This window comes from Xenorhabdus bovienii, assembly GCF_024721015.1.
Classification (GTDB): domain Bacteria; phylum Pseudomonadota; class Gammaproteobacteria; order Enterobacterales; family Enterobacteriaceae; genus Xenorhabdus; species Xenorhabdus bovienii.
Genome location: NZ_JANAIF010000011.1, coordinates 46718 through 70492, shown reverse-complemented (window position 1 = coordinate 70492; position 23775 = coordinate 46718). Strand labels below are relative to the sequence as shown.

Below are 23775 nucleotides of genomic sequence, written 5' to 3'. Positions count from 1 at the left end.
TTTTATGTTAGCTCCGGGCATATTTTACGGATTAGTGCTGCCATAGCGATATAGCCAATAGGGGAATTATGCTAAAATAATGAATTACCGACATGAAAACAGATCAGAAACTTCCCGTTTTTCTGGTTTCAATTGTTTGATTTCAAGACTATTTAAGGTATCTCATGGCTGAGTGGAATGGTGAGTATGTCAGCCCTTATGCTGAACATGGCAAAAAAAGTGAACAAGTCAAAAAAATTACGGTTTCAATTCCATTAAAGGTCTTGAAAATACTGACTGATGAGCGCACTCGTCGTCAAGTGAATAATCTGCGTCATGCAACAAATAGCGAATTGCTGTGTGAAGCGTTTCTTCATGCTTTCACTGGACAACCCTTGCCTAATGATGATGATTTACGCAAAGAGCGTCATGATGAAATCCCAGAGGCAGCGAAAGACATAATGCGTGAGCTCGGTATTGATCCTGAAACATGGGAATACTGATGCAAACAAAAACGCCCGATGCAAACATCGGGCGTTTTTGTTTCAACCGTACTGCCTGTAAAGTTTACAGGCAGAAAATGGTCATTACTTACTAGAGCCTGGAACGCTGAAACGTTTGTTGAAGCGATCAACACGACCACCCGTCGCAACGTCACGCTGCTTGCCTGTGTAGAACGGGTGGCATTCACCACAAACGTCCAGATTCAGGTTGTGATTAACGGTAGAGTTGATGGTGATAACGTTACCGCAAGAGCAAGATGCAGTAATTGCTTCGTATTTAGGATGAATACCTTTTCTCATAGGAAACCTCTGTTAAGGCCGTGTCGCTATCCAGCCTTGTTGCCGCCAGACACCACACGTCGTGTTGATTGAAATAAGTTCGGTAATTTCTGTACCAAAGGCGGCGGATCATACAGAATATCGGTTTATTGCGCAATGAAATCTGCTGATTTGCTATGATACCCTTATCACTGTATTTTTCTTTAGATATTCCTATGTCTGGTCATTAATTATCCGGAAATCGCCTTATGACAGTTGTTCAGGTTGCGCTGCCTGTCCCCTTAACCCGCTCTTTTGATTATCTATTACCCGAAGGATTGCCATTGCCCACGACAGGTGTGCGGGTGCTCGTGCCGTTTGGCAAGCGCAATGCAATAGGCATTGTCACGGGAACCGCAGGCAGCAGCGAAATTCCCTTTGAACAGCTCAAGCCACTTGCCGCGATCCTTGATGCACAACCGCTTTTCCCTGACGACCTTTGGCAATTGCTCCAGTGGTCAGCCTGCTATTATCACTATCCACTGGGAGAAGTGTTGTTCCATGCCATGCCCGTCTTACTGCGACAGGGAAAACCCGCCGAATTTACTCCACTTTGGCAATGGCAGGTTACGGAAGCAGGCCATGAATTCCCTCTGGAGCAGCTTAAACGTTCCGTTAAACAGCAACAAGCTCTGGCTTCGCTACGCCTGAAACCCATTTACCGTCATCAGATTTCTGAACTGGCATTCAGCGAAAGCGCATTGCAATCATTGAAAAAGAAAGCGCTGATTGATCTGCATCCGATACAGCCGGAGGCAAAAAACTGGCATGAGCAGTTTCAAATTATTGGTGAACGGCTACAACTCAATACAGAGCAGGCCAGCGCAGTCGGCACTGTCCGAGCAGAAGATCAGGTTTTTTCTCCATGGTTGCTTGCGGGTATTACGGGTTCAGGCAAAACCGAAGTGTATCTTAGTGTGCTGGAAAACATTCTCGCGCAGGGAAAACAAGCGCTGATTTTAGTCCCGGAAATTGGTCTGACTCCGCAAACTATCCGCCGATTCAGAGAACGTTTCAATGCGCCTGTCGATGTCCTGCACTCCGCCTTAAATGACAGTGAACGTCTGTCGGTATGGCTACGAGCCAAACGGGGAGATAACGCGATTGTCATTGGTACGCGCTCCGCATTGTTTACCCCCTTTGCCCATTTGGGTGTCATCATTATCGATGAAGAGCATGACAGCTCCTATAAACAGCAGGAGGGCTGGCGCTATCACGCCCGTGATTTGGCCGTGTTCCGGGCCAAGAAAGAAGACATTCCCATCATGATGGGTACAGCAACGCCGGCTCTAGAAACGCTGTTCAATGTGCAGCAGGGAAAATATCGACAATTGACACTGACCCAACGGGCGGGTGAAGCCAAGCCTGCGGTTCAGCATTTGCTAGATTTGAAAGGCTTGCCATTGACAGTCGGTTTATCCCAACCGCTCATCAATCGCATTGGCGAGCATCTGAAAGCGGATAATCAAGTCATCCTGTTTCTGAACCGCCGTGGTTATTCCCCCGCTTTGCTTTGCCATGAATGTGGTTGGATAGCGGAATGCCAACGCTGCGATCACTACTACACTCTGCACCAGAACCATCGCCATCTGCGTTGCCATCACTGTGACAGCCAGCGCCCGATCCCGCGCCAATGCCCCCAATGTGGCACTACTCATTTAATTCCCGTCGGATTGGGAACCGAGCAGCTTGAAGATGGCATCACAAAATTGTTTCCTGATATTCCCGTTACCCGCATCGATCGGGACACCACCAGCCGCAAGGGAGCATTGGAACAACAACTGGCGGCAGTGCACCAAGGCGGTGCCCGTATTTTAATTGGTACTCAGATGTTGGCGAAAGGCCACCATTTCCCCGATGTCACGTTAGTCGTCTTGCTTGATGTCGATGGCGCCCTGTTTTCTGCCGATTTCCGGGCGGCTGAACGTTTCGCTCAACTGTATACCCAAGTCTCCGGCCGCGCAGGGCGGGCGGGTAAACGAGGGGAAGTTGTCCTTCAGACCCACCATCCCGAACATCCACTCTTGCAGGTGTTGCTGGAAAAAGGTTATGACGCATTTGCCCGTCAAGCGATGGAAGAACGGCAACAAGTGTTTCTGCCGCCGTTTGCCAGCCACATCCTGCTCCGTTCAGAAGACCACGACAATCAGCAAGCCCCTGCTTTTTTGCAGCAAATGCGTCAATTGTTTGAACATCACGCTCTGCGTGATGAACATTTATGGATCATGGGGCCAGTTCCCGCATTGCAGGCCAAACGTGGTGGCCGCTTTCGCTGGCAATTACTGATTCAGCACCCTTCACGCATTTTTCTACAGAAAATGATGGCGGCAATTTATCCGCAAATCGCCGCGCTCCCGCAGGCACGCAAGGTGAAATGGAACATTGATGTTGATCCCACCGAAGGCTGATAGCAGAAATTGAAAATGGCACGTTGTCGCAAAGGCTCCCAAATCAAACAGAACATTCTGAAAAAACAGAGACAATTATTTCCTTAATTTGCGAAGTATCTCTAATAAATGATTCCTATCACATTTTTTATGCAAACAAAGTAACAGATTGATCTGTTACTTTGTTTAAAATGCACTTATTAATATGACTGTAGAAAATGAACCGCCAGCGTTTCTCTCTCAGGAATGACTGGCGTTTTTTTAGCAGCTAGGAAGCAATCGTTTCGCTGCCTGTAGAAAGTAAGGAGTGAACTATGGAAAAAAAGAATTGTGCATTGGCAACCATGAAAGATGTCGCCAATGTGGCTGGTGTTTCTACCGCGACTGTATCAAGAACACTTATGAATCCGGACAAGGTTTCTGCCCGTACCCGTCAGAAAGTAGAAAGTGCCGTACTGGAAGTGGGCTACTATCCTCATAACCTTACCAAAAACTTAAGACGCAATGAATCCAGAGCGATCTTGGTTATCGTTCCCAATATCAGCGATCCTTTCTTTACCGAAGTCATTCGCGGCATTGAAGAAACAGCAGCAGAGCATGGCTATCTGGTTCTGATTGGCGACTGTAAGCATCAGCAGCAACAGGAACATGCCTTTATCAATCTTCTGATTACCAAACGGATTGACGGCATGGTGCTGCTTGGCTCAAACATTCCTTTCGATGTTTCCAAAGAAGAACAAAAAAACCTGCCACCAATGGTCATGGCCAATGAATTCGCACCTGACCTGGAACTACCGACTGTCCACATTGACAATCTGACTTCGGCTTTCAACGCTACCTATCACTTACAAAAACTGGGACACAAACGCATCGCCTGTATTACGGGGCCAGAAACAATGCCACTGTGCCATTACCGGCTTCAGGGCTACATTCAGGCATTGCATCGTACGGGAGAAGCGATCCGCGAAGATTATATCCTCAGGGGAGATTTCACCCATGAAAGCGGAGCTGAATTGGCAGAAATCTTGCTTAACCTGCCAGAGCCACCCAGCGCGATTTTCTGCCATAGCGATATCATGGCTATTGGCGTAATGTGGCAAGCCAAGAAAATGGGATTAAAATTACCAGAAGATCTGTCAGTTATTGGCTTTGATAATTTAAATCTGGCGCAATACAGCGAGCCACCGCTAACAACCGTGGCACAGCCATGTTATGAGATTGGGTATTATTCAATACTGTTGTTGCTGGAGCAGCTTCAGGGCCGCATCGTTTCCAAAGGTTCACGATTATTGGATGCAGAATTGCTCATTCGTGGGAGCACTTGTTCGCCTAAAAGCTAGGCAAATAACCGCATATTCAGTAACATTAGTTATCTATCCCTTAATTTTTTTAAACAACTTCAGCGAATTAAATAGTGGCACAACGAGATTATGTAAGTCGCGGGCGTTCTAATCCCCGTAAGAAAGGCACTGGTAAGAAAAAAAATCAGGCTCAAGGATTACCCAAAACTACATTAGCCGTTGCCGTGGCCTTGGTGGTCATGTTTATTGGTGGCCTTTATTTCATCGCACACACTAAGAACGATAGTGTACAAAATACACCACCACCCGCTCATCATTCCAAAAACCAAGGCCTACCGCCAAAACCGGAAGAACGCTGGACTTACATTAAAGAGTTGGAAAACCGTCCTGTTGGACTTCCTTCGATACAGGAACCGACTTCTGCTAATCAACCAACCAACCAACCAGCGAAACTAACGCAAGAACAACGCCAATTACTTGCACAGATGGAGGCAGACATTCGCCAGCCCCCGACGCCCTTAAAAGAAGTGCCTTACAACAGTGAACCTGTTCCTCGCTCACAGGTCATTATCACCCCGCCTGAACAAAAGCCGCTTGTTGCACAAGAAAAGACCCCGCCAGCACAATCTCTGGCACCCAGTGAAACCAATAAATCACCGAAACCTGCGATAAATGAATCCAAGTTGATGCTACAGTGTGGCTCGTTTCGAACAATAGAGCAGGCAGAATCCGTTCGTGCCAGCCTCGCATTCGCAGGCATTGAGAGCCAGATTACAACAAAAGACAATTGGAACCGGGTTGTAGTAGGGCCTTATAAAAACAAGGAAGCCGCGGAAAAAATGCGCAGCCATGTTACAGATGCGGGTGTGTCAGGCTGTATTCTCCGCCCTGCCGGGGGTTGAAAAATCAGAAAATTCCCCCATCTTAATCGCTAATAACAGACACGCGGTGCTTTTCCAGCAATACAGCTTGCAATTGTGGCATAACAAGCCAAAGTACCGTGTGTAACGTCTTCTATTTTGTAACCAGGGGCTAACTCGTGACTACAATCGTAAGTGTTCGCCGTAATGGCCAGGTCGTCATCGGTGGTGATGGACAAGCAACAATGGGTCATACCGTCATGAAAGGCAATGTCCGCAAAGTACGCCGCCTTTACAATGACAAAGTCATCGCGGGTTTTGCCGGCGGCACCGCAGATGCATTTACTCTGTTCGAGCTGTTTGAACGCAAACTCGAAATGCATCAGGGGCATCTGACCAAAGCAGCCGTTGAACTTGCCAAAGACTGGCGAACGGACCGCATGCTTCGCAAACTGGAAGCCCTGCTTGCGGTAGCAGATGAAAATGCTTCTCTGATCATTACAGGTAACGGTGATGTGATTCAGCCAGAAAATGACCTGATCGCCATTGGTTCCGGTGGTTCATACGCACAGGCAGCCGCCCGGGCAATGCTAGAAACTACCGAACTCAGCGCCAGGGAAATCGCAGAACGCGCCCTGACTATTGCAGGCGATATCTGTATCTACACCAACCATAATCACAACTTCGAAGAACTGCCTTCAAAAGCGTAAGGATAGATAGCATGTCTGAAATGACTCCTCGCGAAATTGTCAGCGAACTTGACAACCACATTATCGGTCAGGATAAAGCAAAACGCGCTGTCGCCATTGCTCTGCGTAACCGCTGGCGCCGTATGCAGTTGGATGAAACACTGCGTCATGAAGTCACCCCGAAAAATATTTTGATGATAGGTCCAACCGGTGTCGGTAAAACCGAAATTGCCCGTCGTCTGGCAAAACTGGCCAACGCGCCTTTTATCAAAGTTGAAGCGACCAAATTCACAGAAGTCGGTTATGTTGGTAAAGAAGTCGATTCAATTATCCGTGACTTGACTGATGCAGCAGTAAAAATGGTGCGTCTGCAATCCATTGAGCAAAACCGCTATCGTGCCGAAGAGTTGGCCGAAGAACGCATTCTGGACGTTTTGCTCCCACCAGCGAAAAACAACTGGGGGCAAACAGAAACACAGTCCGAACCTTCTACTGCCCGTCAGGCATTCCGCAAGAAGCTGCGCGAAGGGCAGTTGGACGACAAAGAAATCGAAATTGACGTCGCATCAGCACCTGTTGGCGTGGAAATCATGGCTCCTCCAGGCATGGAAGAGATGACCAACCAACTGCAATCTATGTTCCAGAACCTTGCTGGTCAGAAGCAAAAAGCACGCAAAATGAAAATCAAGGATGCGTTCAAGCTGCTGGTGGAAGAAGAAGCCGCAAAACTGGTTAATCCTGAAGAGCTGAAACAGCAGGCCATTGATGCCGTTGAGCAGCACGGCATCGTCTTTATCGATGAGATCGATAAAATCTGTAAACGTGGCCAGACTTCCGGCCCAGATGTTTCCCGTGAAGGCGTCCAACGCGATCTGCTACCACTGGTTGAAGGCTGCACCGTTTCCACTAAACACGGCATGGTAAAAACCGATCACATCCTGTTCATCGCCTCCGGGGCGTTTCAGGTTTCCAGCCCTTCCGACCTGATCCCAGAGCTTCAGGGTCGTCTGCCAATTCGTGTTGAGCTACAAGCGCTGACGACAGAAGACTTTGAACGGATCCTGACAGAACCTAACGCTTCACTGACTGAACAGTATAAGGCGTTAATGGCGACAGAAGGCATGAATATCGATTTCACAACTGACGGTATCCGCAAACTCGCCGAAGCCGCATGGCGAGTGAATGAAACGACTGAAAACATTGGTGCCCGCCGTCTGTATACTGTGCTTGAACGCATGATGGAAGATATTTCTTTCGACGCCAGTGAACGTCAAGGACATTCGGTTGAAATCAATGCCGATTACGTTAAAGAGCATTTGGATGAGCTCGTTGCAGATGAAGATCTGAGCCGATTTATTTTATAATCGGCAACCTGAGCCTTATTTACTCGCAATGAAGAAATGGGAGGCTTGCCTCCCATTTCTTCATTTTCATTGCAACAAAATTTATCACACCAACAATACGTAATAACAATATGAATTCAACAACGTCTATCAGTCAGATGCAGGCATGGTTGGAAAGCTTGCGCCCCAAAACGCTCCCACTTGCCGTGGCTGCTGTCGTGAGCGGTTCAGCCCTTGCATCATGGACAGGCCATTTCAAGTGGCCTGTGGCGTTGCTGGCTTTATTGACTGCTGCCCTGCTGCAAATTCTTTCCAACCTCGCCAATGATTATGGCGATGTCGCCAAAGGCAGCGATACAGAAAAACGTATTGGCCCGATGCGTGGTATGCAAAAAGGCATGATTACGGCCAAGCAGATGAAAACAGCCTTGAAGATCACCGTGCTGCTCTCCTGTCTATCGGGAATTGCTCTCATTACCGTCGCCTGTAACAGCCCAAGCGATATCATCGGCTTTCTGACGCTGGGAGTATTGGCTATCGTTGCTGCCATCACTTATACCGTGGGAACCAAACCCTATGGCTATATGGGGCTGGGCGATCTTTCCGTCCTGATTTTTTTTGGCTGGCTGAGTGTCATTGGCACCTATTACCTGCAAGCCAATACTTTTGATCTGAGTACCGTGCTGCCAGCAACCGCCTGTGGCTTACTCTCCGTGGCAGTCTTGAATATTAATAACTTGCGCGATATCGAAAGTGATCGCCAAAACGGTAAAAATACGCTGGCCGTCAGGCTGGGGGCAAAAAAAGCCCGCTATTATCACGCGGCTCTGCTGATCGGTGCCATCCTCTGTCTTGCGGCCTTTACACTTCTGCACCTGAAGGGCTGGTCTGGCTGGTTATTCCTGCTCGCTGTTCCCCTGCTGTTGAAACATATGTGGAAAGTACTGCACGATCGGACGCCTAAAGGCATGCGCCCAATGCTGGTACAAATGGTCAAAGCCGCATTATTGACTAATGCTCTGTTTTCCATCGGATTGGTATTTAATTAAGCGAGTAAGTATCCGTTTTACACATAAATTTTAAGATTGATGATTTTGCCAACACTAGCTTGAAAAGGATATACTGTCTGTCCCTTGCATAAACCAGACGTAAATCCCATGAAATATGATACTTCCGAACTTTGTGATATCTATCAAGAAGATGTGAACGTGGTAGAACCTTTATTCTCCAACTTTGGTGGGCGTACTTCATTTGGTGGTCAAATCATCACGGTGAAATGCTTTGAAGACAATGGCCTGCTTTATGATGTGCTTGAAGAAAATGGCAGTGGCCGTATTTTGCTCGTTGATGGTGGTGGGTCTGTCCGCAAAGCGCTGGTTGATGCCGGGCTGGCTCAACTTGCCGTCAACAATGAGTGGGAAGGCATTGTTGTCTATGGCGCAGTGCGTCAGGTCGACTCCCTTGCAGAGCTTGATATCGGCATTCAGGCGATGGCTGCGATCCCAGCAGGCTCCAACAGCGAAGGCATCGGAGAAAGTGATATCAGGGTGAATTTTGGCGGCGTGACTTTCTTTTCCGGCGATTATCTCTACGCTGATAATACTGGCATGATTTTATCAGATGTCCCGTTGGAAATTGACGAAGAAGATGAAGATGATGAAGTATAATCACTTCATCATCTATTATGCCAAAATGTTAAAGAGGGCGTATTCATCGCCCTTCTCAACAAAACTGCAATACTGATTTACTGCACATCTTCCATTTTACCCAGCAAAGTCCGCAAACGTTCTTGCCACGCCAGTTGTTCCTGTTTGAACTGTTCATTCTCACGCACCAACGAGTCGTGGCTACTTGCCGCACTTTGGATATCCTGAGACAACGCTGCGTTCCTTTCTTTCAGTTCTTCAATTTCCATTTGCAGGAGAGTTATAGTATCAATCGCCTGCTGAACTTTAGATTCTAGCTTTTCAAAAACTTCAAATGACATTCTCGAGCCCTCTTTTAAGCAATTCCTTGATTGTATTTAGCCAGTTAAGGCCTGTCTAGTTTCATCCTTTCAATGTTCGTTATAACGAGAAATATAGTGACTAATCCGAAATGCAAGCGAGATCACATTTCCATGATGAACAAAACCCCAATCAAATGCGAATTCGCTCATTTTGTTGACGCAACACGCAGATTTCAATTTCGCTATTTCTCGTTTACGCTCATTAACGATAAATTCACAGTCATCTTTCTTTTAAGAGAAGAAAGCACTAATAATTAATCTCCCCTGTTCTTTTTTATAGGATCTAGAAATGAGCCAGACCACCACACCAACATTATCAGGTCAATGCATTTCAGAATTTCTGGGTACTGCATTGCTCGTTTTCTTCGGCTTAGGCTGCGTTGCCGCTGCCCGACTGGCAGGCGCACAACTGGGGCTATGGGAAATCAGCATCATCTGGGGCTTCGGTGTTGCCCTCGCTGTTTATCTGACTGCCGGCATTTCAGGTGCACACCTCAATCCCGCAGTCACCATCGCCTTATGCCTTTTTGCCAGCTTTGACAGAAAAAAAGTGCTCCCTTACATCATTGCCCAAATGTTCGGCGGGTTTGCCGCTGCCGCTATTGTCTATATGATGTATTACAACCTTTTCCTTGATTATGAGCAAGTTCACAACATTGTTCGTGGTTCACAGGAAAGCCTCTTCACGGCTGGGGTATTCTCCACTTATCCTGCGTCACAGCTATCTGTATTACACGCGTTTATTGTCGAGGTTATCATCGCAGCTGTCTTACTTTGCCTGATTCTGGCACTGACAGACGATGGCAACGGCATCCCGCGTGGCCCAATGGCTCCGCTGTTAATCGGCATTTTGATTGCCGTTATCGGTGGTTCATTTGGCTCTTTGACCGGATTTGCTCTGAACCCAGCCCGTGATTTTGGCCCTAAACTAGTCGCTTATTTAGCTGGCTGGGGAGATATTGCCCTGACAGGAGGCAGAGACATTCCTTATTGTCTTGTGCCGTTGGTAGCCCCCTTCATTGGTGCAATTCTAGGCGCATTCGGTTATCGAAAACTGATTGCCCGCCATTTACCGCGTGCGGTGTAAAGTTGCCATACTGAAAAATGGCAGCAAATAAAAATAAAAAATGAATGAATTCAATATCAGGTTATCATTATGACAATAGAAAATATCACTGAGAAAAAATATATCGTCGCCCTCGATCAAGGGACAACCAGTTCACGAGCTGTCGTACTCGATCACGATGCCAATATTGTCTGTATTTCACAGCGTGAATTCCCACAAATCTACCCCAAGCCAGGCTGGGTAGAACACGATCCAATGGAAATCTGGGCCAGCCAAAGCTCGACATTGGTCGAAGTGTTGGCAAAAGCTGATATCAGTTCAGATCAAATTGCCAGCATTGGGATCACCAACCAGCGAGAAACAACGATTGTCTGGGAAAAAGAAACAGGTAGGCCAGTTTATAACGCGATTGTGTGGCAATGTCGCCGAACAGCAGACATTTGTACCAAACTAAAACAAAAAGAGGGGCTGGAAGAATATATCCGCCACAATACTGGCTTAGTTGTCGACCCTTACTTCTCCGGAACAAAAATAAAATGGATTCTGGATAATGTAGAAGGCATCCGCCATCGTGCTGAAAATGGCGAACTGTTATTCGGTACAGTCGATACTTGGCTCGTCTGGAAAATGACTCAGGGTCGTGTGCATGTGACCGATTACACCAACGCTTCCCGCACCATGCTGTTCAACATCCACAATCTCGATTGGGATCAAAAAATCCTTGATGAGCTGGGTATTCCCCGCATGATGCTGCCAAAAGTGTCATCTTCGTCAGAGATTTATGGCCAGACCAATATTGGTGGTAAAGGTGGCACACGCATTCCTATCGCAGGTATTGCGGGCGACCAGCAGGCAGCCCTGTACGGCCAATTGTGTGTTCATCCCGGCATGGCAAAAAATACTTACGGGACAGGCTGCTTCCTGCTGATGAATACAGGAACAGATGCAGTACGTTCCAGTCACGGCCTGCTGACCACTATTGCCTGCGGGCCACGGGGTGAAGTGAACTATGCATTGGAAGGCGCTGTCTTCGTTGGCGGCGCGTCTATCCAATGGCTGCGTGATGAATTGAAACTCATCGCCGATGCGGCGGATTCCGAATATTTCGCCACTAAAGTGAAGGACAGCAATGGTGTTTACGTTGTGCCAGCCTTTACTGGCCTGGGCGCACCTTACTGGGATCCTTACGCCCGTGGCGCTATTTTCGGCCTGACTCGTGGTGCGAACAGCAACCATATTATTCGCGCCACGCTAGAATCTATCGCTTACCAGACCCGTGATGTATTGGATGCAATGCAGGCTGACTCCGGCACACGCCTGCAATCCCTGCGTGTAGATGGCGGTGCTGTCGCTAACAATTTCCTGATGCAATTCCAGGCCGATATTCTGGGTACTCGTGTAGAACGCCCTGACGTACGTGAAAGTACAGCGTTGGGTGCCGCCTTCCTCGCTGGCCTGGCCGTCGGTTTCTGGAAAGATCTTGATGAAGTGAAGAGTAAAGCGACAATCGAAAAAGAGTTCCGTCCGGGCATCGAAACCACTGAACGAAACCACAAATACAATGGCTGGAAAAAAGCGGTTGCCCGCGCTCAGGAATGGGAAGACCGCGCTTAAGAAAATATGGAAATCAAAGCTCTGACATAGCATACCGCTCTGTCAGAGCCTTTTAGCGGGAATATGCGTTCCTGCCAGATGCTAATACGGTTTTATGAGGCCGTATGCTCTTGGCGCTGAACTCGCTGGGAAATAGGCAACCAACAAAACAAAATAAGCAGCGCCATGGAAAACATCAACATACCGACGCTGAACTGGCTATTTTGCGGCAACATCGCCGACAACCATGTCGTCACTCCAGAACCAACATTCTGCAATCCACCCACCAGCGCCCCCGCCGCTCCGGCCAAATAAGGAAATGGCTCCATAGCACCAGTGGTAGCCAATGGAAACAGCATACCGGCACCGAAAAAGAATAAAGTTGCAGGGATCAGCAGTGTCCAGACATTCATAATACCGAACCAGCCGGGCAGCCACATCAATACGCCCGCCAGCAAACAGCACATGACAGAATGCCACATCAGCCGATAAAACGTTTTGCCATCACGCCCCGTATACCATGCTCCCAAAAATGCGGCAGGGATCGGCAAAATAAACAGGATACTGACCGTTAAGCTATCCAATCCCAACACAGCGCCCATCAACACACCGCTACTGGCTTCAAAAACCGCGACGCCAGCCAGACCACCAACTAGCATAATCAGGTAGGCAACAAAAGCACTATTGGAGAGTAATTGCTGGAAAGAAACCAGCATGGTGCTCTGTTTTGTCTGCACAGGGCGGGTTTCCGGCAAGTGTTGGAACAAAAAGAAGGCTACTGTTGCCCCCAATGACAGCAAAAACCAATAGCAGGCACGCCAACCAAAATAATGACCAACCATGCCACCTATCATCGGTGCTAGCAAAGGGCTAACCAACACGGCCATATTTAGCAGGCTATTGGCATAACGCAACGACGTCCCGGTATATAAATCCCTCGGCATGGTGCGCACCATGACTCCCGCCACCCCCGTTCCCAGCCCCTGAAATACACTGGCAATCACCAGCACCAGCAAACTGGAGGCAAACAATGCGCAGGTTGTTGCCACCAGAAAAAGGGTCATTCCGGCCAAAATCACTGGGCGGCGACCAATCTTATCGGATAACGGCCCATAAAAAATCTGTGAAAGCCCGTAAGAAAACAAGTATGCCGCCATGACTCTTTGCACTTCGCCAGCAGGCTGACCAAAATCACTCGCCATATCTGCAATAACAGGCACATAAATTGTTTGTGTCATCTGACCCACCGCAGCCAGAGCAATCAACATCACTAATAAATTAAAGTGTTCTATTTTTTTCATCGCATTTACATACAATTTATTTAAGTACAGTTTATTAAACTAAAATTTATTTAAATTCAGTTTAATCAATGGATAACGCGCAACAACAAAGCCCTCAGGTTTTCAATTAAGTACCTGACGTACCGACTTCGTTAGATGTGATTGACTTAACAAATTTATATTTTTTCCAGACAGGATACAATTTTACATGAAGAAAAAATAACAGTGATATTATCCATGTATGTCAATAAAAGTGTACATATAAAACCAAAGTATTGGCATAAATAAAGACAATCAAACTGTAACACGTAATCGATAAGTCTATTCCCGACAATCACGTAGAATTGTCATAAAAATCATCAATTCATACAGTGTTTTTTGTAGAGAGGCTAATTGTAATGGCAAACTGGGTTACAGGAAAAGTTACCGACATAACCAATTGGACAGATTCACTATTCAGCATCAAAGTTCATGCACCGATTGAAAGATTTACCGCTGGCCAATTCGCAAAATTGGCTCTCGAAATTGAAGGTGAGCGTATCCAACGCGCTTATTCTTACGTCAATTCCCCCGACGACAATAGTCTGGAATTTTATTTAGTCACCGTTCCTGAAGGGAAACTCAGCCCTCGGCTTGCAGCATTAAAAAATGGGGAGGAACTCCTCGTCACAGAACAGGCGGCAGGTTTTTTTGTCCTTGATGAAATCCCCGATTGCCAAACCCTGTGGATGCTCTCAACCGGTACAGCCATTGGCCCTTACCTTTCCATTCTCCAGCAAGGGGATAATCTGGAACGGTTTGAAAATATTGTTTTGGTTCACGCCGTGAGACTGGAACAAGATTTGAGTTATTTGCCGATGATGCAACAACTAGAAAAAAAGTTTCAAGGCAAATTAAGAATCCAGACCATTGTCAGCCGTGAAAAATGCCCAAATTCACTCATGGGGAGAATTCCGGCATTAATTGAAAATGGCGAGCTGGAAGCTGCCGTTGGTTTACCGATGCAGGCAGAAAATAGTCACATTATGCTGTGTGGGAATCCCCAAATGGCCAAGGACACCCAACAGCTTCTGAAAGAACAACGCAATATGGCAAAACACCTGCGCCGTAAACCAGGGCATATCACCAGCGAACAATATTGGTAATCACAACATCGCTAACCCACTAATCAGCGTTTTGGGGCAGGTTCACTGGCAGAAATATACTCAACCGTTTCTGCCATCTCACCAAAACGGTTTGGCCCTTCCATACCACGAAATACACCGCAATCCAGCACAATCATAACGAAAATCAACGTTGGAATGAAACGACCAATCCCCCATTGCCAGATAGCTGCCATTGCGCTCCAATCGAGGGAAAGCAATACCCAAGCTAAAGCCAGCAGTAGCACCCAGCCACCATGTTTATTCCGGTCATGCAGACGTTTCGCTATAATCGCTGCGGTTGGGTACAGGATCAAGGCGATACCCACTGCGGCATAATGCATGGGGAAGGCATTCATGCCATGCAAGGTCAAAAGCATAAATATCAGGGCGAAGCAGATGCCAATGCCGATCCAGAATTCCCGTCGCCCAATTCGGCCTTTGAATGAAAATCCCCATTGTTGTAATGTCATGTATTCTTTTCCAATTGTGGATGCTGTTTTTCCGGTATTTACACTCAGCGAGTACAACATGAAAACAGGCATGAATAAACTTCTGGTGACAATATTAATCGCTTTTGGTATCAGTTTGCCATTATCGACCTTTGCAGGTGAACCTTCTATCACACCGGACACACGCTCACAACTGATGTATTTACTTCCTGATTCCCCTACTTTTGAGGAAACCATTCCGGTATTTCGGGAAAAATACAACAAAAAATACCCTGAAATCCCCCTGCATGAATATAAAGTCATTGTCAGTAAAGATATCTCCCTGCCTTTCATTCGTGCTGCCAGCAAAATTAACGAAAAAATTTATTCTTCGGCAGTACTGGAACGGGGCAGCGAAAAAATTAAAAGTTTGCAAATTACCCTGCTGCCACCACAAAGTGAACCGGAGAAAGAACACAATCTCGCACTGATAAAACAGTATATTACCGCCCTGATCAGTCAATTCGAGCCCACGCTTTCCCCAGATCAAGCCAACCAACAATTAGAAAAACTTTTACAGGCTGCGCAAAGCCACCGATTCTTCAGCCAAAAAATCGGTGCGATACGTTATGTCATCGTAAACAGCAGCGAAAATATAATGACCTTCGCAATTGAACCGATTAAGCTATCGTTATCTGACGCACCCGCGAGCAAAAATTAGTGACGCAGCGCAGAGCTATTCGCACCGATGATCTTTATACTGTCGGGATTCCGCTTACGGGGAATGGCACAAACGCTATTCCCTCAAAGCGTGTTAATTCAGATCGCAATTTGATTATTTTCTGGTTGGAGGGAAAAACATGCGACATCCATTAGTTATGGGGAACTGGAAATTAAATGGCAGTACCCACATGGTTAACGACCTGATTGCAGGCCTGCGTAAAGAACTGAGCAATGTTGACGGCTGTGGCGTCGCTATCGCACCACCAACAGTTTATGTTTCTCTGGCAAAAAATGCACTGGCTGGCAGCCGTATCGCTCTGGGTGCACAAGATGTTGACGTTAACCTTTCTGGTGCGTTCACCGGTGAAACATCTGCTGAAATGCTAAAAGATGCGGGCGCGAAATATATCATTATCGGTCACTCCGAGCGCCGGACTTACCATAAAGAAAGCGATGAGCTGATTGCGAAAAAATTCACCATCCTGAAAGAACAAGGACTGATTCCCGTTCTATGCATTGGTGAAACCGAACAGGAAAATGAAGCAGGCCAAACCGAAGCCGTATGCGCACGCCAAATCGATGCCGTTCTGAACACATTAGGTGTTGAAGCCTTCAAGGATACCGTTATCGCATACGAGCCCGTCTGGGCAATTGGTACGGGTAAATCAGCGACTCCGGCACAAGCACAGGCTGTTCATAAATTTATCCGTGATCATATCGCGAAGCAAGATGCTGCTATCGCTGAACAGGTCATCATTCAATACGGCGGCTCCGTCAATGCCAGCAACGCGGCAGAACTGTTCACCCAGCCAGATATTGATGGTGCTCTGGTTGGTGGTGCATCCCTGAAAGCCGATGCTTTCGCCGTTATCGTGAAAGCCGCTGCCGAAGCGAAAAAGGCATAAGACGATTTAATTGTCGATAAAACAATTAACAATAAAGCAAATGCCTACAAAAACCGCCACGTAATATCATCCAGTGGCGGTTATTTCTAAACATTAACGCCGGATAATTTCATCGAAAATGCCACCCGTGGCAAAATGCGCCTCCTGGGCCTTATCCCAGCCACCAAATACTTCATCAATCGTGAACAATTTCAGAGCGGGAAAAACCGCGTGATATTTTTCTGCAACAGCTTTATCGCTGGGACGGTAATAATTCTTTGCCGCAATTTCCTGTCCGACAGGCGAATACAGGTATTTCAAGTATTCCGTTGCCAGTTCACGGGTTCCCCGTTTATCAACCACCTTATCGACAACGGCAACCGTTGGCTCTGCCAGAATGGAAAGGCTCGGTGTAACAATCTCAAACTTATCCTGAGCCAGTGCATGGGTAGCCAATAACGCTTCGTTTTCCCATGCGATCAACACATCCCCAATTCCGCGTTCCACAAAGGTATTGGTTGCACCACGCGCGCCAGAATCCAACACTTCGACATTCTTATAAAGCGCCTTAACAAAGGCTTTAGTCTTGCCTTGATCCTGATTATTCTGTGCCAGCCCATATCCCCAAGCCGCCAGATAATTCCAACGCGCGCCACCGGACGTTTTTGGATTCGGTGTCACGATAGAAACACCGGGACGAACCAAATCTGACCAATCCTTGATATGTTTAGGGTTGCCCTTGCGTACCAGAAAAACAATGGTTGAAGTATAAGGCGCGGAATTCTCCGGTAGGCGATCAATCCAATTCTTGGCAATGCGACCACGCTCTGCAATCGCATTCACATCATATGCCAGCGCCAATGTCACCACATCCGCCTGAAGGCCATTGATGACAGACGTTGCTTGCTTACCCGAACCCCCGTGTGACTGGCGGACTGTTACGTGATCTCCGGTTTTTTGCTGCCAATACTGACTGAATGCCTGATCATACTGCTGATACAATTCGCGGGTAGGATCGTAGGAAACATTCAAGAGTTGCACCTCTTTTGCCCATGCACTACCTCCTGCCAAGACCATCAATAATGCCGTCAACACGGCATACCTTCTTGCTGCCCATCTCGTGACCATGGTGAAATGCTCCCCTAAGCTATTTATGGTATCGCCATAAAAGCTGACAGAAAGCAGTATGACGCAGAAATAATTTAAAATTTCTGCTTATGCATAAGTGGAATATAGTGCAGAAAAGGGCAGCCATAAAATATAGCTGCCCTTGAAAAAGTATGTTGCAGGCGAGAAAGGTTTAGTAAAGCTGCTTCGCCGTTTCCAGCCAGTCTTTCTTGAAAACACGCTGCATATTTTGCACCGCATCAATAATGTCGTGATGAACAAGTTTCTCGTTCTGGATACCCACACAACGGCCACCAAAACCTTCCAGCAGCAACTGGACAGAATAAGCCCCCATGCGAGAAGCCAGAATACGGTCATACGCCACTGGCGCACCGCCACGTTGAATATGCCCCAGTACTGTTGCACGGGTTTCATGACGTGTTTCTGCTTCAATGTATTTCGCCAGTTCATCCACATTGCAGACATGCTCAGTAATGGCAACGATGGCGTGGCGCTTACCTTTTTGGATACCCGCCTTGATTTCCGCCAGCAATTCTTCACGATCGAACGGGATTTCATTCTCAGGCAAAACAATGAATTCGCATCCACCCGCAATTGCCGCAGACAACGTCAAATCACCGCAATAGCGCCCCATCACTTCTACAATCGAAATACGCTTGTGGGATGTCGAGGTATCGCGCAGACGGTCAATCGCCTCTACAACTGTTTCCAGTGCCGTAAAATAACCGATAGTGTAATCCGTTCCTGCCACATCATTGTCAATCGTGCCGGGCAGACCAATACAAGGAAAACCCGCTTCAGTCAGCTTTTTCGCCCCTAAATAAGAACCGTCTCCCCCAATCACCACCAGCGCATCAATGTCATTTTTACGCATATTTTCAATGGCAATTTCACGGACTTTATCATCCCTGAATTCAGGAAAACGCGCCGATCCCAGAAACGTCCCACCACGGTTAATCATGTCAGAAACACTGAAACGGTCGAGCTTCTTCATGCGGTTTTCATACAACCCCAGATAGCCATCATAAATGCCGTAAACCTCCAACCCTTCGGTTAAAGCGACACGAACAACACCACGAATAGCGGCGTTCATGCCAGGCGCATCACCGCCACTCGTTAAGACTCCGATTCTTTTAATCTTGTTGATCATGATGACCTCTGACTTGTAGATGTAATATTTACCAATCTGCTGACTGATCCCCTAACGGGAAAATTTACGGCGGTTTTACGAAACTCTGATCGTCACTTCATTAGCTGAATTGATTCAACTTCATCTATGATACGGAAAAACACCCAGTCTGCATTAAGATTATGTTTATTTTCTGACGCTCTTTTGATTATGAATAAATTCCCCGTTAATCCCAACGGTTTTTATGCTCCTCTGGCACAACGGAGCAAGGATCTTGGTGAATAATAATATCGGCACCCGGAAATCTATCCCGCAATTTATTTTCAATCCCCTCGGCCAAAGCATGCGCTTCCACCAGCGGCAGATGATCATCTATCTCCAGATGGAACTGAATAAAACGCGTTGGACCTGATTGACGTGTTCGCAAATCATGCCCACCCGCTATTCCGGGATAACGCTTGATCATCTCAATAATCTCTTGCCGCTCTTCATCGGGCAAAGCACGATCAAGTAAAGATTGTACGGCATCGTACCCCATCCGTAACGCACTGTAGAGGATATAAGCCCCGATTCCCAAAGCAAACAGGGCATCCGCACGCCGGAAACCATACATACTAAAGACCAATGCCAGAAGAATCGCCCCATTCATCAACAGATCGGACTTGTAATGCAACATATCCGCGCGAATAGCCTGACTTTGAGTTTTATTGATCACCCATTTCTGGAACGTCACCAAGCAAATCGTTGAAATCAGGGCGATGACGATCACCCAGATACCTATCGTCGCATGCTCCAATGGACTGGGGGAGACCAAATGCTGAAAACCCGTTAAAAATAGGAAAATGGCCGATCCGGAAATAAACATACTTTGGGCAAGCGCCGCCAGCGATTCCGCCTTACCATGCCCGAAGGTATGCTCTTTATCGGCAGGCTGGAGCGAATAGCGCACAGCGAAAAAATTAGTCAAAGAAGCGGCCAGATCGACTAAAGAATCCACTAGCGCCGCCAATAAGCTTACCGACCCCGTCAACCACCACGCAACAATTTTCACCACCAGCAACACACTGGCCAGTATCGTTGCTGACAGCGCAGCAGCACTGACCCATCGCCCATAATTTATACTCATTGACTACCGCCCTTCGGTTATTCAGTCTCAGGTATAAAAATAGCGTGTTAGATGGAAAAATATAGGGGCAGCAAAACAAAGCGAATCAATTCTATCCAACATACCGCCATGTCCCTCAATAATTCCGCCAAAGTCTTTCACTCCACTGTCACGCTTGATTGCTGACATACACAACCCACCAATAAAGCCCATCAACGTGATAGCCAATGACATCAGCCCCGCTTCCCACGGTGAAAACGGCGTCACCCAGTACAGTGACATCCCTAGCAACGAAGAAGCCAAAATCCCGCCAATAAACCCTTCAACCGTTTTATTGGGGCTTAATTTCGGTACAATTGGACGCTTACCGAATAACTTGCCGAATACATACTGCAAAATATCGGACATCTGCACGACAATCATCAGGAACAGCAATAGCTTGATATTCTGATCTTCATAATCGGGCATATGCAACATCAACAAGGCTGGAGCATGACTCAGGGCAAACACCGTGATCAGCATTGCCGATTGGATTTTAGCGGTTCGTTCCAGAAAGCGGGTGGTATCCCCAACCAATGCAATACGAACAGGCAAAAACAGAAAAACGTAAACCGGAATAAAAACCGAGAATAAGCCGTACCATTGCATCCCAACCAAGACATACTGGATCGGCATAAAGACAAAGAAACACCAGAAAAGAGCCTCATGATCACCGCGGCGAGTCGGTGTCAATGTGATGAATTCACGCAGGGCAAAAAATGACATCACTGTAAACAGGATCACCGACCCCACAGACCCAACGATAACAGCCAGCACACAGATGATACACATCATCCACCAGCCACGGATCCTAGCATTCAGGTTATCGATAGTCGCACTGCGCTTTGCCCCCGAATACCAAAGAGACAATATGCCGCCAATCGCACTGGCGATAATCAATACCCCAAATATCCCGCCCAGCAAAAGCATCAGGTCATTATCAATCTTGGTCATCGCATCAACTCCTCCAGTGCAGACTGGGCACGTTGCAAGAAGGCGACTTTACTTTCATTTTCACCCAATTTATCCAGAGGCTTACCAAATGTTGCCGAACAAATAATCGGCACCAATAATCTTTTTCCTTTCGGCAGGACACGATTTGAATTTTCCAGATAGACAGGGATCATTTCAGCATCAGGGTACTGACGGGCCAGATGATACAAACCTCCCTTAAACGGATTGAGTTGTTCACCATCTCCCCGTGTACCTTCTGGAAAGAAAATCAACGACTCTTTTTTCGCCAGAATAGCTTCCAAAGGTGCAAGAACCCCCGATTTTGAGGTATGTTCGCCTTTACGCTCGATCAAGACTGCACGAAATACCTTATACATAAGATAGCGACGCAGCCTGGTTTTATCCCAATAATCCCGTGCAGCTACAGGGTGAATCTGATAACGCAATTTGGGCGGAAGCCCAGACCAGATCACCAATCCATCAAGATGGCTGGTATGATTTGCATAATAAATGCGGCTTGAGGTCGATGGCTGACAGCCAATCCATCGTACTTGTACACCGGTCAAGACACGGCACAGGCCCAATAACGTCGCGCCCATGCATCTTGCTAATAGGCTTATTTTATGAGAGTTAGCCATATTGGGTATCCTTATCCCTTACTGTGTAATAACAGTGATAAGATTTTCTAATTAGCGGCTTAAGAGAAGGTAAGATAATCAAGATTGGTCAAGATAACAACGGGCTGAGGGCACGTTATTCCTAAGCAGAGGAGAGCTAAATTCATCCAAGCCTATATTGATACGGGCTAATAAGCAATCTCCTCATTAATAGAGAATTACCCTTATAATTTAGTGCAGTAAAATAAAAAATAAGAACCTAGCCTACCAAAAATGCGGCCATGAGTAGTTCTCCTGACATTTTGGGGCTGAAAGACAGCTCAATAGGCGGCATTAATAGGGGTTCAGTTATTTTGGAAATCTTCTGCGCGATCAACCAATACAGATAAAAATGAGGTTCTGGCAAGTTCATGGGCATTCGGGGTCATGATACTAATGAGTTGATATTTTTCCGGCTCACACCAATGACGGGTATACACGAGATAGCTATTACTCTTACGTGCAACAACGGGCATCTTAGCTGGCCACGGTTCCTCATCAGGTAATTTGATATGTATTTTGAAAACAAAAGAGGCGCATAGAGATGCATGATCTTCCCAGCGCCCCTCGTCACCAAAAATAATCGGCCTCAACCCTAATACCGCTCGCTTAAGCACGAGCGGTATTAGGGTCTAACCCGCCTTTTAGGAAAGAAAGGAAAGGCAGTTATAAGGATATATTGATATCGTTAACACCACAGGCGCGCGCATAACGACTGAGTGTATAGATGGATGCCTTAACGATATTTCTTTCTATTTTTGATACAGTCGGTGGTTTGATCCCCATTTTTTCAGCGACCTGAGCGCTGGTCAGCCCGGCATTTTTCCGCCATTCAGCCAGTATATTCTGCATTTCAATCGCTAACTCAAGCTCTTTTTCTTCTTCCGCTAACGTGGCCTTAAATCGGGGGTTTTCTTTTGTTCTTTCTTCAATGTAGAGATCTAAATCATCACGCATCATATTTCCTCTTAATCTCTTGATGGTTCTATCAGTTCATTTCTTCGCGCAATCGCTATCCTGAGTTCATTAAGGGGAGTGGTATTGGTTTTTTTCACAAAGCATCGTAACAGATAGATTTTCTTCCCTGCGGCATAACAAAAAAAACTTCTGGCTATTCCATCTTTGGCTTTTGTTCTCAGCTCAAACAGTCCTTTGTATCCCTCTATCGGTTTTGAATGCGGCTCTCTCAGGCTGGTCGGGTTTTCTCTTAATAGCTTAATTAACGCGACCATGCGCAGTTCCAGCGAGTCGGGCAGTTCCTTCCTGCATACAGTAAAACCCGACTTACCTAAAGGATAGGCAACCCATGTCCTAAGGCATACTTTCGCTAGTCATTTCATGATGAACGGAGGGAATATAATTGTATTACAACAGATACTTGGTCACGCCAGCATAACCCAAACAATGGCCTATGCCCACCTTGCCCCAGACTATCTACAATATGCAATTACATTAAATCCTCTTAAGGGTGGAATTAAAGTAGCGTAATAAAGAAGAGTGTGGCGATCGTCCACCGATCGTCCACACTCAAAAACTTTCAGATACCTTCTAACCCTTTCGTATTTTTTTATGTTGTTGTTTTTACAGGGATGTGCACTGTAAGTGCTTGAAAAAAAAAGCCCCACAAGGGGGCTGAAAGACAGGGATGGTGTCTATGGCAAGGAAAACTGTTGTTGATGCAACTTTACGTCAAGGGTATTAATAGAAATCAGTTCATTTCTCGATCAACACGCACTTCATAACGTTTCTGGAGTTGTACTTTCTGCTCTGCTGTCAACAATTGATAAATCTGATTGCGAATACGTGCGATCTCTATACTCAAATCAACATTTTCTTTCGCTATTTTTTCAAGCTGCGACCTAACCGCAGCCTCATCAAAATTCGTTGAATTCAAAAGGCTATACATCTTCCGACGTTCAGCTCTAATATCTGCCACGGGTTTCTCATGCAGACGTTGCTTTTTCACTAAATCCCATATCTGCTGGCGTTGCTGCTCTGTTAAGGTGACTCCAGCGAAGATACAACTATAGTTATAGTTACGTTCATCATTCAGGCAATAACTAACGTTATTCTTATTACCATATGGCATACAATATTGTGAGAAGTCATCCGCAGTAACATTATCAGTACCAGCAGTTTCAGCTAAAGCATCGGTTGCCCTAAGAACAAACATTGACGCTAAAGCCAAGATTGCTATGTTACGCATCAAATAATTCCTCGCTTCCTCGAACAGTACTATTCGATGTCAGTGCGGATC

26 protein-coding genes and 1 pseudogene are annotated in these 23775 nt (G+C 46.6%); 14 read left to right on the top strand and 13 right to left on the bottom strand.

The window, feature by feature from the left end; genetic code table 11:
• The first annotated feature begins 164 nt into the window (after window positions 1–164).
• Window positions 165–482, top strand: coding sequence for a met regulon transcriptional regulator MetJ (gene metJ / locus NXS07_RS05275; RefSeq protein WP_012990523.1), 318 nt, complete (start codon window positions 165–167; stop codon window positions 480–482).
• An 84-nt stretch (window positions 483–566) separates the two neighbouring features.
• On the opposite strand, the gene rpmE is transcribed toward metJ, so the two are convergent.
• Window positions 567–782 carry a 50S ribosomal protein L31 gene (gene rpmE, locus NXS07_RS05270; RefSeq protein WP_012990524.1) on the bottom strand — a complete coding sequence of 72 codons (216 nt, stop codon included), beginning with the start codon at window positions 780–782 and terminating at the stop codon, window positions 567–569.
• Between the two features lie 227 nt (window positions 783–1009).
• On the opposite strand from rpmE, the gene priA reads away from it, so the two are divergent.
• From priA to rraA, 7 genes are all read left to right on the top strand, one after another.
• The gene (priA, locus tag NXS07_RS05265) at window positions 1010–3208 is read left to right on the top strand and encodes a primosomal protein N' (protein WP_038204701.1); all 2199 of its coding nucleotides are present in this window, start codon (window positions 1010–1012) and stop codon (window positions 3206–3208) included.
• 293 nt (window positions 3209–3501) lie between these two features.
• Window positions 3502–4527 carry a DNA-binding transcriptional regulator CytR gene (cytR, locus tag NXS07_RS05260; protein WP_038197758.1) on the top strand — a complete coding sequence of 342 codons (1026 nt, stop codon included), beginning with the start codon at window positions 3502–3504 and terminating at the stop codon, window positions 4525–4527.
• Between the two features lie 74 nt (window positions 4528–4601).
• A complete protein-coding gene (ftsN, locus tag NXS07_RS05255; protein WP_258086305.1) occupies window positions 4602–5390 on the top strand; it encodes a cell division protein FtsN in 789 nt (262 codons plus the stop codon).
• Window positions 5391–5527: 137 nt separating this feature from the next.
• The gene (gene hslV / locus NXS07_RS05250; RefSeq protein WP_012990529.1) at window positions 5528–6058 is read left to right on the top strand and encodes an ATP-dependent protease subunit HslV; all 531 of its coding nucleotides are present in this window, start codon (window positions 5528–5530) and stop codon (window positions 6056–6058) included.
• Between the two features lie 11 nt (window positions 6059–6069).
• Window positions 6070–7401, top strand: a complete 1332-nt coding sequence (gene hslU / locus NXS07_RS05245; protein WP_038197760.1) for an ATP-dependent protease ATPase subunit HslU — start codon at window positions 6070–6072, stop codon at window positions 7399–7401.
• A 110-nt stretch (window positions 7402–7511) separates the two neighbouring features.
• Entirely contained in the window at window positions 7512–8429 is a 918-nt protein-coding gene (locus NXS07_RS05240; protein WP_038204704.1) for a 1,4-dihydroxy-2-naphthoate polyprenyltransferase, read from the top strand.
• A gap of 108 nt (window positions 8430–8537) precedes the next feature.
• Window positions 8538–9047 carry a ribonuclease E activity regulator RraA gene (gene rraA / locus NXS07_RS05235; protein WP_038185629.1) on the top strand — a complete coding sequence of 170 codons (510 nt, stop codon included), beginning with the start codon at window positions 8538–8540 and terminating at the stop codon, window positions 9045–9047.
• Window positions 9048–9124: 77 nt separating this feature from the next.
• On the opposite strand, the gene zapB is transcribed toward rraA, so the two are convergent.
• Window positions 9125–9367 carry a cell division protein ZapB gene (zapB, locus tag NXS07_RS05230; RefSeq protein ID WP_012990533.1) on the bottom strand — a complete coding sequence of 81 codons (243 nt, stop codon included), beginning with the start codon at window positions 9365–9367 and terminating at the stop codon, window positions 9125–9127.
• Between the two features lie 310 nt (window positions 9368–9677).
• Between zapB and NXS07_RS05225 the strand changes: the two genes are divergently transcribed.
• Together NXS07_RS05225 and glpK are read left to right on the top strand one after the other, a co-directional pair.
• The gene (locus NXS07_RS05225; RefSeq protein WP_038223652.1) at window positions 9678–10475 is read left to right on the top strand and encodes an MIP/aquaporin family protein; all 798 of its coding nucleotides are present in this window, start codon (window positions 9678–9680) and stop codon (window positions 10473–10475) included.
• Window positions 10476–10544: 69 nt separating this feature from the next.
• Window positions 10545–12068: a glycerol kinase GlpK gene (glpK, locus tag NXS07_RS05220; RefSeq protein ID WP_038197764.1), complete on the top strand. Its 1524-nt coding sequence runs from the start codon at window positions 10545–10547 to the stop codon at window positions 12066–12068.
• Between the two features lie 92 nt (window positions 12069–12160).
• On the opposite strand, the gene emrD is transcribed toward glpK, so the two are convergent.
• Window positions 12161–13348 (bottom strand): multidrug efflux MFS transporter EmrD, encoded by a 1188-nt coding sequence (gene emrD, locus NXS07_RS05215; RefSeq protein ID WP_258086304.1) that lies wholly within the window; start codon window positions 13346–13348, stop codon window positions 12161–12163.
• Between the two features lie 377 nt (window positions 13349–13725).
• On the opposite strand from emrD, the gene fpr reads away from it, so the two are divergent.
• Window positions 13726–14472: a ferredoxin--NADP(+) reductase gene (gene fpr, locus NXS07_RS05210; protein ID WP_038185620.1), complete on the top strand. Its 747-nt coding sequence runs from the start codon at window positions 13726–13728 to the stop codon at window positions 14470–14472.
• A 23-nt stretch (window positions 14473–14495) separates the two neighbouring features.
• Here fpr and NXS07_RS05205 read toward each other — a convergent pair whose 3' ends face one another.
• Entirely contained in the window at window positions 14496–14942 is a 447-nt protein-coding gene (locus NXS07_RS05205; protein ID WP_258086303.1) for a DUF805 domain-containing protein, read from the bottom strand.
• 58 nt (window positions 14943–15000) lie between these two features.
• Between NXS07_RS05205 and NXS07_RS05200 the strand changes: the two genes are divergently transcribed.
• Window positions 15001–15621: a DUF1454 family protein gene (locus NXS07_RS05200; RefSeq protein WP_038213627.1), complete on the top strand. Its 621-nt coding sequence runs from the start codon at window positions 15001–15003 to the stop codon at window positions 15619–15621.
• Window positions 15622–15760: 139 nt separating this feature from the next.
• Window positions 15761–16528 carry a triose-phosphate isomerase gene (gene tpiA, locus NXS07_RS05195; RefSeq protein WP_258086301.1) on the top strand — a complete coding sequence of 256 codons (768 nt, stop codon included), beginning with the start codon at window positions 15761–15763 and terminating at the stop codon, window positions 16526–16528.
• Window positions 16529–16621: 93 nt separating this feature from the next.
• On the opposite strand, the gene NXS07_RS05190 is transcribed toward tpiA, so the two are convergent.
• The 8 genes from NXS07_RS05190 to NXS07_RS05155 all read right to left on the bottom strand — a co-directional run bounded on the left by NXS07_RS05190 (window position 16622) and on the right by NXS07_RS05155 (window position 22774).
• Window positions 16622–17635: a sulfate ABC transporter substrate-binding protein gene (locus NXS07_RS05190; RefSeq protein ID WP_258086300.1), complete on the bottom strand. Its 1014-nt coding sequence runs from the start codon at window positions 17633–17635 to the stop codon at window positions 16622–16624.
• A gap of 172 nt (window positions 17636–17807) precedes the next feature.
• Window positions 17808–18785: a 6-phosphofructokinase gene (pfkA, locus tag NXS07_RS05185; protein WP_038204724.1), complete on the bottom strand. Its 978-nt coding sequence runs from the start codon at window positions 18783–18785 to the stop codon at window positions 17808–17810.
• A 205-nt stretch (window positions 18786–18990) separates the two neighbouring features.
• On the bottom strand, window positions 18991–19890 hold the full coding sequence (fieF, locus tag NXS07_RS05180) for a CDF family cation-efflux transporter FieF (RefSeq protein WP_258086299.1): 900 nt from the start codon (window positions 19888–19890) through the stop codon (window positions 18991–18993).
• A gap of 27 nt (window positions 19891–19917) precedes the next feature.
• Window positions 19918–20862, bottom strand: a complete 945-nt coding sequence (locus tag NXS07_RS05175; RefSeq protein WP_258086298.1) for a phosphatidate cytidylyltransferase — start codon at window positions 20860–20862, stop codon at window positions 19918–19920.
• Window positions 20859–21500 carry a lysophospholipid acyltransferase family protein gene (locus NXS07_RS05170; protein ID WP_038185601.1) on the bottom strand — a complete coding sequence of 214 codons (642 nt, stop codon included), beginning with the start codon at window positions 21498–21500 and terminating at the stop codon, window positions 20859–20861. Before NXS07_RS05170 ends, NXS07_RS05175 begins: the two co-directional genes overlap by 4 nt.
• Window positions 21501–21823: 323 nt before the next feature.
• Window positions 21824–22111, bottom strand: coding sequence for a type II toxin-antitoxin system YafO family toxin (locus NXS07_RS05165; protein WP_038223656.1), 288 nt, complete (start codon window positions 22109–22111; stop codon window positions 21824–21826).
• A 73-nt stretch (window positions 22112–22184) separates the two neighbouring features.
• On the bottom strand, window positions 22185–22478 hold the full coding sequence (locus NXS07_RS05160; RefSeq protein WP_258086297.1) for a helix-turn-helix domain-containing protein: 294 nt from the start codon (window positions 22476–22478) through the stop codon (window positions 22185–22187).
• An 8-nt stretch (window positions 22479–22486) separates the two neighbouring features.
• Complete coding sequence (locus NXS07_RS05155) at window positions 22487–22774, bottom strand: type II toxin-antitoxin system RelE/ParE family toxin (RefSeq protein ID WP_258086309.1); 288 nt, start codon at window positions 22772–22774, stop codon at window positions 22487–22489.
• A 7-nt stretch (window positions 22775–22781) separates the two neighbouring features.
• Here NXS07_RS05155 and NXS07_RS05150 point away from each other — a divergent pair.
• A pseudogene (locus tag NXS07_RS05150) lies at window positions 22782–23006 on the top strand (tyrosine-type recombinase/integrase); the annotation flags it as partial.
• Window positions 23007–23226: 220 nt separating this feature from the next.
• Here NXS07_RS05150 and NXS07_RS05145 read toward each other — a convergent pair.
• Window positions 23227–23724 (bottom strand): Spy/CpxP family protein refolding chaperone, encoded by a 498-nt coding sequence (locus tag NXS07_RS05145; protein ID WP_038197777.1) that lies wholly within the window; start codon window positions 23722–23724, stop codon window positions 23227–23229.
• Between the last annotated feature and the right edge of the window lie 51 nt (window positions 23725–23775).

What these genes read in the sequence shown, in the direction of transcription:
- metJ (WP_012990523.1), top strand. Translation starts at nt 165, where the DNA reads ATGGCTGAGTGGAATGGTGAGTATGTCAGCCCTTATGCTGAACATGGC.
- rpmE (WP_012990524.1), bottom strand. Translation starts at nt 782, where the DNA reads ATGAGAAAAGGTATTCATCCTAAATACGAAGCAATTACTGCATCTTGC.
- priA (WP_038204701.1), top strand. Translation starts at nt 1,010, where the DNA reads ATGACAGTTGTTCAGGTTGCGCTGCCTGTCCCCTTAACCCGCTCTTTT.
- cytR (WP_038197758.1), top strand. Translation starts at nt 3,502, where the DNA reads ATGGAAAAAAAGAATTGTGCATTGGCAACCATGAAAGATGTCGCCAAT.
- hslU (WP_038197760.1), top strand. Translation starts at nt 6,070, where the DNA reads ATGTCTGAAATGACTCCTCGCGAAATTGTCAGCGAACTTGACAACCAC.
- NXS07_RS05240 (WP_038204704.1), top strand. Translation starts at nt 7,512, where the DNA reads ATGAATTCAACAACGTCTATCAGTCAGATGCAGGCATGGTTGGAAAGC.
- rraA (WP_038185629.1), top strand. Translation starts at nt 8,538, where the DNA reads ATGAAATATGATACTTCCGAACTTTGTGATATCTATCAAGAAGATGTG.
- zapB (WP_012990533.1), bottom strand. Translation starts at nt 9,367, where the DNA reads ATGTCATTTGAAGTTTTTGAAAAGCTAGAATCTAAAGTTCAGCAGGCG.
- NXS07_RS05225 (WP_038223652.1), top strand. Translation starts at nt 9,678, where the DNA reads ATGAGCCAGACCACCACACCAACATTATCAGGTCAATGCATTTCAGAA.
- glpK (WP_038197764.1), top strand. Translation starts at nt 10,545, where the DNA reads ATGACAATAGAAAATATCACTGAGAAAAAATATATCGTCGCCCTCGAT.
- emrD (WP_258086304.1), bottom strand. Translation starts at nt 13,348, where the DNA reads ATGAAAAAAATAGAACACTTTAATTTATTAGTGATGTTGATTGCTCTG.
- fpr (WP_038185620.1), top strand. Translation starts at nt 13,726, where the DNA reads ATGGCAAACTGGGTTACAGGAAAAGTTACCGACATAACCAATTGGACA.
- NXS07_RS05205 (WP_258086303.1), bottom strand. Translation starts at nt 14,942, where the DNA reads ATGACATTACAACAATGGGGATTTTCATTCAAAGGCCGAATTGGGCGA.
- NXS07_RS05200 (WP_038213627.1), top strand. Translation starts at nt 15,001, where the DNA reads ATGAAAACAGGCATGAATAAACTTCTGGTGACAATATTAATCGCTTTT.
- tpiA (WP_258086301.1), top strand. Translation starts at nt 15,761, where the DNA reads ATGCGACATCCATTAGTTATGGGGAACTGGAAATTAAATGGCAGTACC.
- NXS07_RS05190 (WP_258086300.1), bottom strand. Translation starts at nt 17,635, where the DNA reads ATGGTCACGAGATGGGCAGCAAGAAGGTATGCCGTGTTGACGGCATTA.
- pfkA (WP_038204724.1), bottom strand. Translation starts at nt 18,785, where the DNA reads ATGATCAACAAGATTAAAAGAATCGGAGTCTTAACGAGTGGCGGTGAT.
- fieF (WP_258086299.1), bottom strand. Translation starts at nt 19,890, where the DNA reads ATGAGTATAAATTATGGGCGATGGGTCAGTGCTGCTGCGCTGTCAGCA.
- NXS07_RS05175 (WP_258086298.1), bottom strand. Translation starts at nt 20,862, where the DNA reads ATGACCAAGATTGATAATGACCTGATGCTTTTGCTGGGCGGGATATTT.
- NXS07_RS05170 (WP_038185601.1), bottom strand. Translation starts at nt 21,500, where the DNA reads ATGGCTAACTCTCATAAAATAAGCCTATTAGCAAGATGCATGGGCGCG.
- NXS07_RS05160 (WP_258086297.1), bottom strand. Translation starts at nt 22,478, where the DNA reads ATGATGCGTGATGATTTAGATCTCTACATTGAAGAAAGAACAAAAGAA.
- NXS07_RS05145 (WP_038197777.1), bottom strand. Translation starts at nt 23,724, where the DNA reads ATGCGTAACATAGCAATCTTGGCTTTAGCGTCAATGTTTGTTCTTAGG.